Source organism: Halomonas sp. WWR20, from assembly GCF_054602495.1.
This window is the reverse complement of record NZ_JBTRHR010000005.1, coordinates 71716-84354: the sequence shown is the minus strand read 5'-3', so window position 1 is coordinate 84354 and position 12639 is coordinate 71716. Positions and strand designations below refer to the sequence as shown.

At 64.2% G+C, this 12639-nt stretch carries 10 protein-coding genes; 2 read left to right on the top strand and 8 right to left on the bottom strand.

Annotated elements, in window-relative coordinates; genetic code table 11:
• Nucleotide 1 precedes the first annotated feature (1 nt).
• Nucleotides 2-1582: a DHA2 family efflux MFS transporter permease subunit gene (locus ACW4DH_RS10840; protein WP_459636411.1), complete on the bottom strand. Its 1581-nt coding sequence runs from the start codon at nt 1580-1582 to the stop codon at nt 2-4.
• Nucleotides 1583-1584: 2 nt separating this feature from the next.
• A complete protein-coding gene (locus ACW4DH_RS10835; protein ID WP_459636410.1) occupies nt 1585-2652 on the bottom strand; it encodes an HlyD family secretion protein in 1068 nt (355 codons plus the stop codon).
• A 106-nt stretch (nt 2653-2758) separates the two neighbouring features.
• Between ACW4DH_RS10835 and ACW4DH_RS10830 the strand changes: the two genes are divergently transcribed.
• Nucleotides 2759-3394, top strand: a complete 636-nt coding sequence (locus ACW4DH_RS10830; RefSeq protein WP_459636409.1) for a TetR/AcrR family transcriptional regulator — start codon at nt 2759-2761, stop codon at nt 3392-3394.
• Nucleotides 3395-3457: 63 nt separating this feature from the next.
• Here the strand turns inward: ACW4DH_RS10830 and ACW4DH_RS10825 are convergent, their stop codons facing one another.
• From ACW4DH_RS10825 to ACW4DH_RS10800, 6 genes are all read right to left on the bottom strand, one after another.
• Nucleotides 3458-5668, bottom strand: coding sequence for a xanthine dehydrogenase family protein molybdopterin-binding subunit (locus ACW4DH_RS10825; RefSeq protein ID WP_459636408.1), 2211 nt, complete (start codon nt 5666-5668; stop codon nt 3458-3460).
• Between the two features lie 23 nt (nt 5669-5691).
• Nucleotides 5692-6678: an FAD binding domain-containing protein gene (locus tag ACW4DH_RS10820; protein ID WP_459636407.1), complete on the bottom strand. Its 987-nt coding sequence runs from the start codon at nt 6676-6678 to the stop codon at nt 5692-5694.
• 10 nt (nt 6679-6688) lie between these two features.
• Nucleotides 6689-7396, bottom strand: coding sequence for a (2Fe-2S)-binding protein (locus tag ACW4DH_RS10815; RefSeq protein ID WP_459636406.1), 708 nt, complete (start codon nt 7394-7396; stop codon nt 6689-6691).
• 124 nt (nt 7397-7520) lie between these two features.
• Nucleotides 7521-9758, bottom strand: a complete 2238-nt coding sequence (locus ACW4DH_RS10810; RefSeq protein WP_459636405.1) for a xanthine dehydrogenase family protein molybdopterin-binding subunit — start codon at nt 9756-9758, stop codon at nt 7521-7523.
• A 10-nt stretch (nt 9759-9768) separates the two neighbouring features.
• Nucleotides 9769-10752, bottom strand: a complete 984-nt coding sequence (locus ACW4DH_RS10805; RefSeq protein WP_459636404.1) for an FAD binding domain-containing protein — start codon at nt 10750-10752, stop codon at nt 9769-9771.
• A 13-nt stretch (nt 10753-10765) separates the two neighbouring features.
• Nucleotides 10766-11296 carry a (2Fe-2S)-binding protein gene (locus ACW4DH_RS10800; RefSeq protein ID WP_459636403.1) on the bottom strand — a complete coding sequence of 177 codons (531 nt, stop codon included), beginning with the start codon at nt 11294-11296 and terminating at the stop codon, nt 10766-10768.
• 389 nt (nt 11297-11685) lie between these two features.
• Between ACW4DH_RS10800 and ACW4DH_RS10795 the strand changes: the two genes are divergently transcribed.
• Nucleotides 11686-12420 carry a DUF4396 domain-containing protein gene (locus ACW4DH_RS10795; RefSeq protein WP_459636402.1) on the top strand — a complete coding sequence of 245 codons (735 nt, stop codon included), beginning with the start codon at nt 11686-11688 and terminating at the stop codon, nt 12418-12420.
• The last annotated feature ends 219 nt before the right edge of the window (nt 12421-12639 follow it).

The following is a 12639-nucleotide window of genomic DNA, read 5'->3' as shown; positions in this document are numbered from 1 at the left end:
CTCAATGCTCGGGCTTCTTGAGCAGCAGAATCAACGGGGCGGCCATAATGTACACCATTCCCAGCCAGAGGAAGATGTCATTGTAGGCCATCACCATGCTCTGCTGCTGCAGGGTGCGGCTGAGCATGGCCACGGCCCCGGCCTGCGGATCGCTGACCGCGCTGAGCAGGCCCTGATACTGAGCCAGGGTGGCATTCACCACCTCGCGACTTTCATCGATGGCGGGAATGAGCTGGTTCCAGTGAAAATCCATGCGCCGGTCACGTACCGTGTCGAGCATCGCCAGGCCCACCGCCCCGCCCAGGTTACGCATCACGTTGTAGAGACCGCTGGCGTTGCCGATCTCCTGCGGCGGCAAGGTGCCGAACGCAATCCGCGAGGTGGGAATCAGGCACATCACCAGGCCCATCCCACGCACCACCTGGGCCCAGAAGAACTGATCGAACCCCGACTCGGCGGTGAGATCGGAATTCATCAGCGTACCCAGCCCGGTCAGCAACAGCCCGCACAGCAGTAGCAGACGTAGATCGACCCGGTCGGTGGCGCGCCCGACAAACGGGGCGGTCAGGAACATGGTGGCCCCGGTCACCGCCATGACCTCGCCGATCTGCAGCGCCGAATAGCCGCGTACCGTGCCGAGAAACAGCGGCAAGAGATAGACCAGACCGTAAAGCCCGATACCGATCAGAAAGCCCAGTCCGGCACCGATCGCAAAGTTGAGATTGGCGAATACCCGCAGGTCGACCACCGGATGGCGGTGGCGCAGGGTGCGCCAGAAGAAGCCGATGGCGGCCAGCACGCAGATGGTGGTCGTCGCCAGGATCAGGCCGCTGGAGAGCCAGTCATCGCCCGGCCCCTCCTCGAGGGTGAATTCCAGCGTGCCCAGAAACAGCGCCATCAGTGCCAGGCCGATCATATCCAGATGGCGCAAGGCCCCATGGCTGGGACGGTCGATATCGAGCAGTTTCCACACCGTCAGCGACACCAGCACCCCGGGGATCACGTTAGCCAGAAACAGCCAGTGCCAACTACCGAATTCGGTGAGATAGCCACCGACGGTAGGCCCCACCGAAGGCGCCAGCGTCGCCACCAGCCCCATCACCGCCTGCACCGAGCCCATCATGCGCCGCGGAAAGATGGTGAAGCTGATGGCGAAGGCGATGGGAATCATCGCTCCGCCCATGAAACCCTGGATAGCACGCAACACGATCAGCGACTCGATCGAGGAGGCCATCGCGCAGCCCAGGCTGGCCAGGGTGAAGCCCACGCAGGAGGCGACGAATGCCACCCGGGTCGAGAAGATACGGGTGAGCATGCCCGACAGCGGGATCATCACGATCTCGGCGATCAGATAGGCCGTCTGGACCCAGGAGATCTCCTCACTGCTGGCCGAGACTCCGGCCTGGATCTCGTTGAGCGAGCTGGCGACGATCTGGATGTCCAGAATCGCCATGAACATGCCGAACACCGCGGCGATGAAGCCCAGCCGCGTACGCCAGGAAGGCATCTCCTGGGGAGGCTGCCCCGGGGTCGCTGTCGGCCCCTTCGCCACCGTCCCTTCGGCTGCAGCGCCGCCCGCCACGCTCAGCTCGCGTCCTGCGTGTCGTCAGCACGCGGCTTTAGCTCTCGCGTATCGACTTCGGGCACCACGGACAAGCCGTCGCGCAACTGCCCGAGCGCCTCCCGGGGCCCCGTCAGGTGGATACGTACCGGCACTCGCTGGACGATCTTGTTGAAATTGCCGGTCGCATTGTCCTGGGGAAGCAGGCTGTAGCGTGCCCCGGTAGAAGGCGCCAGACTATTCACCACGCCTTCGAAGGCGATGTCCGGATAGGCATCGACATGTACGTGCACCGGCTGGCCCGGACGCATGCGCGCCGTCTGGGTCTCCTTGTAGTTGGCAATCACATACGCCGACTGTACCGGCACCAGTTGCATCAACGTCAACGACGGCTGGGCCAGGGTGCCCGGCTCGACGCTGAGATTGCCCACCACGCCATCCATGGGAGCCTTCAGGCGAGTCTTGGCGAGCCGGTGACGCGACTCGGCGAGATCAGCCTCGGCCGCCTCGCGGCTGGCCCGGGCACTCTCCTGCTGGGATTCGATGACCTCGAGCTGCTTGCGCGCCGAGACGACAGCGGCCCGGCGCGCTGCCAGGTTGGCGCGGGCCACCGCGAGATCCGCCTCGTCATCCTGACGCTGCTGCTCGGAGGTATACTTCTGCGAGGCCAGGCGCCGGGACCGCTCGAGATGCAACTGCGCCTGATCGACTTCGGCCTGGGCCGAGGCGATCTGGGTCTCGACCTCCTTGATCTGCGCCTCCTGAAGCGTGTACTGGCGCTGCATGCGCGTCTCGTCAGCCCTCGCCACCGCCAGCGCCGCGGTGGCCTGAGCGAGCTGCGCCCGGGCATCGGTAGCGTCCAGCTCGACCAATAACATGCCGGCCTGCACATGCTGGTTGGCCTTGACCGGCACCGTCATCACCCGCCCGCTGGTTTCGGCGCGAATCGCCACGCTGTCGGTATGCACGTAGGCGTTGTCGGTCTCCTCGAAGTAGCGCCCGGTCTGCCACCAGTGCACGCCCCAGACCAGCCCCGCAACGATCAGGGCGAGCAACGCTACTACCGTGTAGATTTTTCTTTTGATTCTCATGCGATCGCCATCCGCCACACCCTAAATGTAGTGTAGACTACACTACTTTAAGTGTATCGGATAGCACGCTATGCTCTCCCCTCCACCCAGGATGTAGACAACCGCCATGCCCGATGTCCCGGTCCCGCCCGCCACCCCACGCGGCCGCAAGCGCCGCGACGCCATGCTCGACGCCGCTCAGGCCATGTTCCTCGAACATGGCTACGCCAATGTCGGCGTGGGCGATATCGTGGCCCGCGCCGGCGGATCGCTGGCGACGCTGTACAAGCATTTCGGTAACAAGGAGGGCCTGTTCCAGGCCGTCATGGAGCGTCGTGCGCGGCGAATCTTCGACGTACTCGACGCGCAGGAGAACTGGGACCGCGAGCCGGCCCAGGCGCTGATAACCATCGGCGAGCACCTGCTGGGCATCATCCTGTGTCGCGATACACTCGACACCTATCGCTTGGTGGCGGCCGAGGCGTCACGCCAGCCCGAGCTCGCCCGACTGTTCTACGATAGCGGCCCCGGACGTCTGCGCAGCACGCTGGCCCGCTACTTCCGTCATCAGGTCGAGCATCGACGGCTGGAACTGGCCGACACCGCCGCTGCCGCCAGCATGTTCATCGGCATGCTGCTCGGTGAGCACCACCTGCGCGCCATGCTGCAGTTGCCCGCCGACAACAGCCCGGACGCTCTACGCGCCCGGGCCGAACAGTGCGTGAAGCTACTCCTTGATGGCGCCCGCCCCCGCCGCACCTGACACGGCCAGCCGCGGCATGCTCGGCAGGCGCCATGGTCTGCGCCCGGCCGGTGGCGCCGCGCGTCACACCTCCATCAGCTTGTCCATGGTGATCGGCAGCTCGCGGATGCGCTTGCCGGTGGCATGGTAAACGGCATTGGCGATGGCGGCGGCGACGCCGGTGATGCCGATCTCGCCGATGCCGCGGGCGCCGAACTCGTTGAATTCGTAGTCCGGATAGTCGAGCAGGATGACATCGATCTCGGGCTGGTCGGCATGCACCGGCACGATGTACTCGGCATAGTTGTTGTTGACCGGCATGGCGTTGCGCGGGTCGTACTCGGTCTTCTCGAAGCGCGCCATGCCGATGCCCATCACGATAGCGCCCTCGACCTGGTTGCGCGCAGTCAGCTCGTTGATGGCACGCCCGACATCGATGGCGCTGACCACCCGCGAGACACGAAGATTGGAGATGCCGGGATCCCAGCGAACCTCGACGAAGTGGGCGCCGAACGAGCGGAAGGCATACTGGTCGGTGGGCGCCCCGCCGGTGTGGGCCTCGCCCTCGGCACTGGCCAACTGGCGCGCCCTGAGCACGTCGATGAAGGTCGCCGTCCTGCCATCGCCGTGCTTGAGCTGGCCGTTCTCGAAAGTCAGGTCGTCGGCCTTGGCTCCGGCAAATACGCCGCTGTCCGCCGTGGCGTACTCCTTAAGCACATCGATCGCCTGACGGGCGGCTTCGGCGATAGCCGGCAGCGCCGTGGCGGTGGCCCAGGAACCGCCGGAAATCGGCCCCGACGGGTAGGAAGAATCGCCCAGCTCGACCTCGATGCGCTCCAGCGGCAGACCGGTGACCTCGCTCACCGCCTGGGCGACGATGGTGTAAGTGCCGGTGCCGATGTCCTGGGTCGCGCAGGAAGCGAAGGCCGTGCCATCGGCACGCAACGAGACGCGCGCATCGCATGCGCGGCGAATCGCTTCCCAGTTACAGCTGGCCATGCCCCAACCGATGATCTCGTGGCCGTCGCGCATCGAGCCGATTTGCGGGTTGCGTTGGTCCCAGCCGAAGCGCTCGGCGGCTTGATCGTAAGCGTCGCGGATATGATTGCTCGACCACGGCAGCCCCTTGCTCTCGTCGGTGTCGGCATAGTTGCGCCGACGGAACTCGAGCGGATCCATGCCCAGCTCGATCGCCATCTCGTCCATCGCCGATTCCAGCGCGAACAGTCCCGGCGCAGCGCCTGGGGCACGCATCGAGGTGGGCGTGCCGCGATTGGTCCGGGTGGTGGCGTGGGTGACCCGCAGGTTGTCGCAGCTGTACAGCGCCTGGGTCATCTTGCCGCACGACTCGACGTAGAGTTTGACCTGATCGACGGTCGAGGTGGTCGAGATCGAATCGTGGCTCAGTGACACCAAACGGCCATCGTCATCGGTGGCGATACGCAACCGCTGGCGGGTTTCCGGACGCTGGCCGGTGGTAGTGAACATTTCCTGGCGCGGCACGACGAGCTGCACCGGACGCCCCACTTCGCGGGCCGCCGCCGCGGCGGCAATGGCATGCGGCCAAGGCCAGAGCTTGCTCCCGAAGCCCGAACCGAGAAACGGTGTGAGCACCTCGACGCGATCCGGCGAGAGCCCGAACACCTTGGCGTAGACGTTACGCGCATTCACCACCCCCTGGGTGGTGTCGTACATGGTCAACTTGCCGCCGCTCCAGGCCGCCACCGTGGCGTGCATCTCCATCGGGTTGTGGGTCTCGACCGGCGTCATGTAGGTGGCATCGATCTTGCGCGGCGCGTTCTGAAAGGCCGGGTCGGGCTCGCCGCGGACGTGCTTCGAATCCTCGTGCATCTGGGTGCCGGTCTGCTCGAGGCCTTGAGCGAGATTGGCGATTGCCGGCGCCTCGCGGTAGTCGACCCGCACCTTGTAGGCCGCGGCACGAGCGTTCTCGAAAGTGTCGGCCACCACCAGGGCCACGAACTGCCCGCCGTAATAGACATGGTTGTTCTCGAAAGGCAGGCGCACCTCGTCGACCTTATTCTCCTGCGCCATGCTGCTCGGCGTGTGATAGAGCTGCGGGAAATGATTGTGGTGGAAGATCTCGATTACCCCCGGCGAACGCTCGGCCAGGCGGGTATCGATGTTCATGATCTCGCCACGGGCGATGGTGCTGAACACGCCGTAGGCATAGACCATGCCGTCGAGATGATTGTCGGAGGTGTATTTCGCCTGGCCGCTCAGCTTCTGCGGACCGTCGATACGCGGCCTGGCGGCACCGATGATGCTGTCGCTCATGTGTCAGCTCTCCTGGCAGTCCTTCATTCGGCGGTCAGAGTAGTCAGAGTCCGTACGATGGCCTGCTGGCCGAGCGGAATCTTGTAAGCGTTGTGCTCATAGGCCCGGGCCCCCTGCATGGCGATCTGCGCGGCCTGTTCGAAGCTGGCCTGGGTGGCGGGCTGGCCCTGCAGGAAGCGCTCCGCCTCCAGCGCACGCCAGGGCTTGGTCCCTACGCCGCCCATGGCGAGACGCGCGGCGCGGATGGTATTGCCGTCCAGCGCCACGATGGCGCCGCTCGAGGCCAGGGCGAACTGGTACGACGCCCGGTCGCGCAGTTTGAGATAGGCAGAACGGCTCCCCGGGATCGGCGCATCGAGGGTGACATGGGTGATCAACTCCTCGTTGCCGAGGGCGAATTCCTGCCAGGGCTTGTCGCCTGGCAGCAGGTGGAAATCGAGGAAATCGATATCGCGCTCGCCATTGGGCCCGACGACGTGGACCGTGGCGCCGATCGCCGCCATCGCCACGCACATGTCGGAGGGGTGACTGGCGATGCACTGGTCGCTGGTCCCGAGCACGGCATGCACCGTGCGGTTGTAACCGCCGATGGCGGAGCAGCCGGAGCCGGGATCGCGCTTGTTGCAGGGCGAGATGCCGTCGCGGAAATAGGGACAGCGCACGCGTTGCATGACGTTGCCGCCGGTGGTGGCCTTGTTGCGTAGTTGCGTCGAGGCGCCGGAGAGCAGTGCCTCGGAGAGCACCGTGTATTCCTGCTCGACGCGTGGATGACGCGCCAGCGCGGCGTTGGTGACCATCGCCCCGACCCGCAGACGTCCGTCACCGAGCGACTCGATCTGGTTGAGCGGCAGCCGGTTGACGTCGACCATCAGTTCGGGACGCATGATGTCGAGCTTGACCATGTCGAGCAGGTTGGTGCCGCCGGCGAGAAACGATGCCGCCTGGGCCTGGCCGTAGGTGGCGACCGCCTGGTCGACACTATCGGCACGCCGGTAGTCGAAATGACGCATGTCGTGCCTCCTAGGCCGGTTTCATCTGCTTGCGCGCCGATTGGATGGCACTGAGGATGTTCTTGTAGGCCCCACAGCGACAGATGTTGCCGCTCATCGCCTCGCGTACCGCTAGATCATCGGTACCGACGCTGGGGTCGTTGATGATCGCCACTGCACTCATCATTTGTCCTGAGGTGCAGTAACCGCACTGGTAGGCGTCCTGCTCCAGGAAGGCCTGCTGGATCGGGTGCGGTTGGCCGTTTTGCGCCAGCCCCTCGACGGTGGCGATCTCGTCACCGTCGTGGGCAATGGCCAGGCTCAAACAGGAGTTGATCGCCACACCGTTGACGTGGAGCGTGCAGGCGCCGCACTGGCCGTGGTCGCAGCCTTTCTTGGTACCCGTCAGTTCCAGTGGGTCGCGCAGCACGTCGAGCAGCACCATATTGGGCGCCACGTCGAGGGTGTACGGCCGGCCATTGACGTGGAGCGTGATGCGCTGCCGGCCCTCGGCCGGTGCATCGTCTGCGTCGGCGCGCTTGCCTTCGGGCTCCTGGTGGTAATCATTGACGTAATCGACACGCGCCAAGGCCGGCGCGGCGGCGGCGGCAAGACCAGAGGTGCCTACCGTCTTGAGAAACTGGCGCCGGGAGGGCGATGTCGCCTGATAGGTCTGGACGCTATCGCGGGCGGTGTCGCCAGCCTGGGAATCGTCGGGTCGAGTCGGTTTGTCTGTCATGCCGGAAAACCTCATCGCATCGTATCCGGCCGCAGCCGGCAGCTAGATTGGGTCAGCGCAAGCGCCGACATCACGGTCAGGAAGATAGTGTCGGCGACGCGGCGCGCCGCCGACGAGGTGCTCGCTAGGTCTCGAGCAGCTTGGCGATGGTGATCGGCAACTCACGAAAGCGCTTGCCTGTGGCGTGATACACCGCATTGGCCACGGCCGCCGCCACACCGGTGATGCCGATCTCGCCGATCCCCCGGGCACCGAACTCGTTGAAATTGAAGTCGGGATTGTCGAGTACCTCGACCTCGATATCGGGCATGTCGGCGTTCACCGGCACGATGTAGTCGGCGTAGTTGTTGTTGTAGATATTGCCGTCCTCATCGAATTCGGTCTTTTCGAACATCGCCATCCCCAGGCCCATGACGATGGCGCCTTCGACCTGATTTTGCGCGGTGAGCGGGTTGATGGCCCGGCCCACATCGATGGAACTGACCACGCGCGCCACCTTGAGCAGGGAGATTTCCGGGTCCCAGCGCACCTCGATAAAGTGTGCGCCGAAGGAGCGGAACGAATACTGGTTCTGCTCGTCGCCCGGCGCACTGCTGGCCTCGCCTTCGACCATGCCGCGCTGCAGCGTGTTGAGCAGTTCGGCAAAGGCGACCGACCGACTGCCATCGGACAGCTCGCCGTTCTCGAAGGTCAGTGCATCGGCCTCCTTGCCTTCGAAAGGCGCGCCCTCGCCGACGGCCAGTTGTTTCAACTGCGCGATGGCGTTGCGCGTGGCGCCGGCGACCGCCGGCAGCGTGGTGGCGGTGGCCATCGAGCCGCCGGAGAGCGGTCCGGCAGGCAGCATCGAGTCGCCCAGCTTGACCTCGATGCGCTCGAGCGGCACGCCGGTCAGTTCGCTGGCGGTCTGAGCGACCACGGTATAGGTTCCGGTGCCGATATCCTGAGTGCCGCAGGCGATCTGCACCTTACCGTTGGCCAACAGCTCGGCGCGGGCGCTGCAGTGGCTGCGCATCGCCTCCCAGGTGGCGGTGGCCATGCCCCAGCCGATGATCTCGTTACCGTCACGCATCGAGCCGACCTGCGGGTTGCGCCGATCCCAGCCGAAGCGCCGGGCACCATCCTCCCAGCAGTCGCGCAGATGATTGCTCGACCAGGGCAGCTGCGCCATGGGATCGCTCTCGGCGTAGTTTTTTCGGCGCAGTTCGAGCGGGTCCATGTCGAGCGCCACGGCCAACTCGTCCAGAGCGCTTTCGAGGGCGAAGTTGCCGGTGGTTTCGCCCGGGCCGCGCATCGAGGTCGGCGTGCCGTGATTGACCGAGACGCGGCGCTGAGATACGGCAACGTTGTCGCAGGCGTAGATGCGCGGCGTGCCGCTGCCCACGGACTCGGTGTAGCTGTCGACGAACGAGGTCTCGTTCTGGCTGTCGTGACGGATCGACAGCAGCTTGCCGTCACGGTCTGCGCCGATGCGCATGTGCTGGCGCGCCGCCGGGCGGCTGCCGGCATTGCAGAAGTTCTGCTGACGCGACAGCACCGTCTTGACCGGGCGGCCCACCATCCGGGCGGCCACGGCGGTAATCACCGCATGCGGCCACATGAACAGCTTGCTGCCGAAGCCCGAGCCGATGTAGTGCGCAATGACCGTGACCTTCTCGGGGGGAATGGCGAAGATCTGCGCCAGGGCGTTGCGCTGGAAAATCACCCCCTGGGTGGATTCGTACATGGTCAGCCGGTCGTTCTCCCACGTGGCGATCGAGGCGTGCAGCTCCATCGCCACGTGAGTTTCCATGGGGATGTAATAGGTCTGATCGAGCTTGACCGGTGCAGCATCGAACGCCTGCACGGGATCGCCGCGCGAGTTGGCCTCGTCTTCGGCCTCTTCGCCCTCAGCGTCGGTGAAATCGAGCCCGGGCACGGCCGCATGCTCTTCATAGCGCGCCTTGACCAGGCGTGCCGCCGCGCGGGCATGTTCATAGGTATCGGCGACCACTAGCGCGATGTACTGCCCTTCGTAGTGAATGCCATCGTCCTCGAACGGCAGGCGGATCTCGCCCACCTTGTTCTCCTCGCCCATGGTGCTCGGCGAACGGTAGATCTTTTGCGCCGTGCCGCACGCCGGATTGTTGGCCGAGCGCGCCAGCGTAGGGAGGTTGCCGCGATGGACGATCTCGATCACTCCCGGCGCCGCCAGCGCCTCGTCGAGTTCGAGCCCCAGCAGCTTGCCGCAGGCGATGGTGCTGGGCACCGGATAGCCATATACCTGATTGGCGAGATTGTGATCGGCGGCGTAGTCCGCCTTGCCGGTCATCTTGAGCTTGCCGTCGACGCGGGTCGTGCGGTGGCCAATGACTGCTTCCGTCATGAAATTCTCCTCAACCTTGGGTCACCGTAGTCAATGCGCGGACGATGGCCTGCTTGGCCAGGGGAATCTTGAACGCATTGTCGCGATAGGGCGTGGCATCTTCGAGCGCGATCTCGGCGGCACGCTCGAACGTTTCCCGCGTCGCCGGGTGACCTTTCAGGGCTTCCTCGGCCTTGTGGGCCCGCCATGGTTTGGTGGCCACGCCGCCCAACGCCAGGCGTGCCTCTCGGATAGTGTCGCCATCCAGAGCGACCACGGCGGCACACGAGGCCAGCGCGAATTCGAAGGAGGAACGGTCGCGCAGCTTGAGATAGTGGCTCCTCGCCCCGGGAATCGGTGCGTCGAGGGTCACTTGCGTGATCAACTCACCGTACTTGAGGTCGTGCTCACGCTCCGGTGTGTCGCCCGGCAACAGGTGGTAGTCCTCGAAAGGGATTTCGCGTGACCCTTCGGGCCCCTCGACGGTGATGGTCGCCCCCAGGGCCTGCATCGCCACGCACATGTCGGAAGGATGCACGGCGATGCACTGGTCGCTGGTCCCGAGTACGGCGTGGTTGCGATTGATCTTGGCCAGCGCGTCGCACCCGCTGCCCGGCTCACGCTTGTTGCAGGCCCGCGCCGGGTTGCGAAAGTACGGACAGCGGGTGCGCTGCATGACGTTGCCCGCCGTGGTGGCGACATTGCGCAGCTGGGTCGAGGCCCCCGCCAGCAGTGCCTCGGAGAGCACCGTGTAGTGAGACGTCACGTGGTCGTCATAAGCAAGGTCGGTATTGCTGACCAGCGCGCCGATCTTCAGACGTCCGTCGCCGAGGACCTCGATATCGGTCAGTGGCAGCTGATTGACGTCGACCAGGCGCTCGGGGCGCATGATATCGAGCTTGACCATGTCGATCAGATTGGTGCCGCCCGCGACGAAATACGCCTCACTTGCCGCGCCGTGCAGGGAACACGCCTGGTGGACATCACCGGCGCGCTGATAAGAGAAATTGCGCATGGTTGATGCCTCCTCAGACTTTCTGGCGTGCCGACTGAATCGCGCTCAGGATGTTCTTGTAGGCCCCGCAGCGGCAGATGTTGCCGCTCATCGCCTCCTTGACCGAAGCGTCGTCGCTGCCGATGCGCGTGTCGTCGAGCATCGATACCGTCGCCATCATCTGCCCGGCCGTGCAGTAACCGCACTGATAGGCATCATGTTCGATAAAGGCTTCCTGAACCGGATGCAACTGCTCGCCCCTGGCCAGCCCTTCGACGGTGGTGATCTCGCTGCCTTCCTGCATTACCGCCAGCGTCAGGCAGGAGTTGGCCGAATGGCCGTTGATCAGCACGGTGCAGGCGCCGCATTGGCCGTGGTCGCAGCCCTTCTTGGTGCCGGTCAGATCGAGAACTTCGCGTAGCGCATCGAGCAGTACCACATTGGGCTCGACGTACAACTCACAGGGTTCGCCGTTGAGGGTAAAAGAAACCCGGGTCTTTTCAGCCATCGAGGACGATGCCTCGGCGCGAGACACGGGCGATGCGTGTTCGGAATGGTCCATCATGCCGACTCCTCATCGGTAGCGGTACGGTCTGGTAAATGCGGCAAGGGTCAGGGCCGCGAAGCGCGTCCATGCAGGTTCTGGTTGGGATAGGCACGGACGGGTTTACCACAACCCTAGGTGAGGATGGCGGGGACGACAAACGCAGCGAGACGCACCCGCCGGCATCATGCGTTCTTTCCCGTAGTTCTAGGCATGTTCCTAAGAGTTTCAGACATGACGGGGCGATATAACTTCATCTATCGGGTCGATTATTCCGACGGTTTGCGACATCACCGCCGGAGTCACTAATGTTAAGAAGGCTGGACGTTGCCCAGCCGTTTCATCCATCAGTTTAGCGACGCTCGGTTTTGACTGATCGGTTCCATCCGGCAATGAAAAGGAGTTCTTGCATGATACCGACCTGGCTACACCTACTCGCCTGGATATCCGTCCTGTTGGGCCTGGCCTGCGCCGCCTACATCGCCATGGACGTACGCCGCCATCCGCAGCACATGTCGATCATGAACTACGTGTGGCCGCTGTGCGCGCTGTTCGGCCACGTGGTGATCGTGGCGTTCTACCTCAAGTACGGTCGCCTGGCGGCCCATGAAGTGGCCCATCCGGCGATGCAGAACGACGAGACACCGCCACACAAGGCCAAGACTCCGTTTCCGCTCAAGGTGGCCAAGGGCGCCCTGCACTGCGGCAGTGGCTGTACGCTGGGCGATATCATTGCCGAATCACTGGCACTGTTCTTCCCCGTCATCGCCATCTGGCTGGGCTGGCAGACGATCTTCGGCGAAAAGATGTACGCGGTGTGGATTCTCGATTATGCGCTGGCCTTCCTGCTCGGCATCGCCTTCCAGTATTTCACCATCAAACCGATGCGCGGGCTATCGCCCGGCCAGGGACTGGTTCAGGCGACCAAGGCGGATTTCCTGTCGCTGACCGCCTGGCAGGTCGGCATGTACGGCTTCATGGCCTTCGCGCATTTCTACCTGTTCGCCACGCTGCTGGGCGAGCGCCTGCACGTCGCCTCGGTAGAATTCTGGTTCATGATGCAGATCGCCATGATCGCCGGTTTCATTACGTCCTACCCCGTCAACTGGTGGCTGATCAAACGCGGTATCAAGGAAGCGATGTAAGCGTCCGGCTTCGCCATCGAAAGTGATCGGTCGTAACACAATGCCGCGGTGAGCATCGCGGCGTTGTGCTATGGCTGTGTCGCCCGCACTAGCCGCCGCCGCACTGCCTTCGTATTCACCCGACACTAAAAAGTCCATGACGCCCAGCGCGACTCCACCCGTATCGTCGCCATGACCAGCAGAAGGATGGGGCCTGCCAATACTCTCAAGCTTCGCCGG

What these genes read in the sequence shown, in the direction of transcription:
- ACW4DH_RS10835 (WP_459636410.1), bottom strand. Translation starts at nt 2,652, where the DNA reads ATGAGAATCAAAAGAAAAATCTACACGGTAGTAGCGTTGCTCGCCCTG.
- ACW4DH_RS10830 (WP_459636409.1), top strand. Translation starts at nt 2,759, where the DNA reads ATGCCCGATGTCCCGGTCCCGCCCGCCACCCCACGCGGCCGCAAGCGC.
- ACW4DH_RS10825 (WP_459636408.1), bottom strand. Translation starts at nt 5,668, where the DNA reads ATGAGCGACAGCATCATCGGTGCCGCCAGGCCGCGTATCGACGGTCCG.
- ACW4DH_RS10820 (WP_459636407.1), bottom strand. Translation starts at nt 6,678, where the DNA reads ATGCGTCATTTCGACTACCGGCGTGCCGATAGTGTCGACCAGGCGGTC.
- ACW4DH_RS10815 (WP_459636406.1), bottom strand. Translation starts at nt 7,396, where the DNA reads ATGACAGACAAACCGACTCGACCCGACGATTCCCAGGCTGGCGACACC.
- ACW4DH_RS10810 (WP_459636405.1), bottom strand. Translation starts at nt 9,758, where the DNA reads ATGACGGAAGCAGTCATTGGCCACCGCACGACCCGCGTCGACGGCAAG.
- ACW4DH_RS10805 (WP_459636404.1), bottom strand. Translation starts at nt 10,752, where the DNA reads ATGCGCAATTTCTCTTATCAGCGCGCCGGTGATGTCCACCAGGCGTGT.
- ACW4DH_RS10800 (WP_459636403.1), bottom strand. Translation starts at nt 11,296, where the DNA reads ATGATGGACCATTCCGAACACGCATCGCCCGTGTCTCGCGCCGAGGCA.
- ACW4DH_RS10795 (WP_459636402.1), top strand. Translation starts at nt 11,686, where the DNA reads ATGATACCGACCTGGCTACACCTACTCGCCTGGATATCCGTCCTGTTG.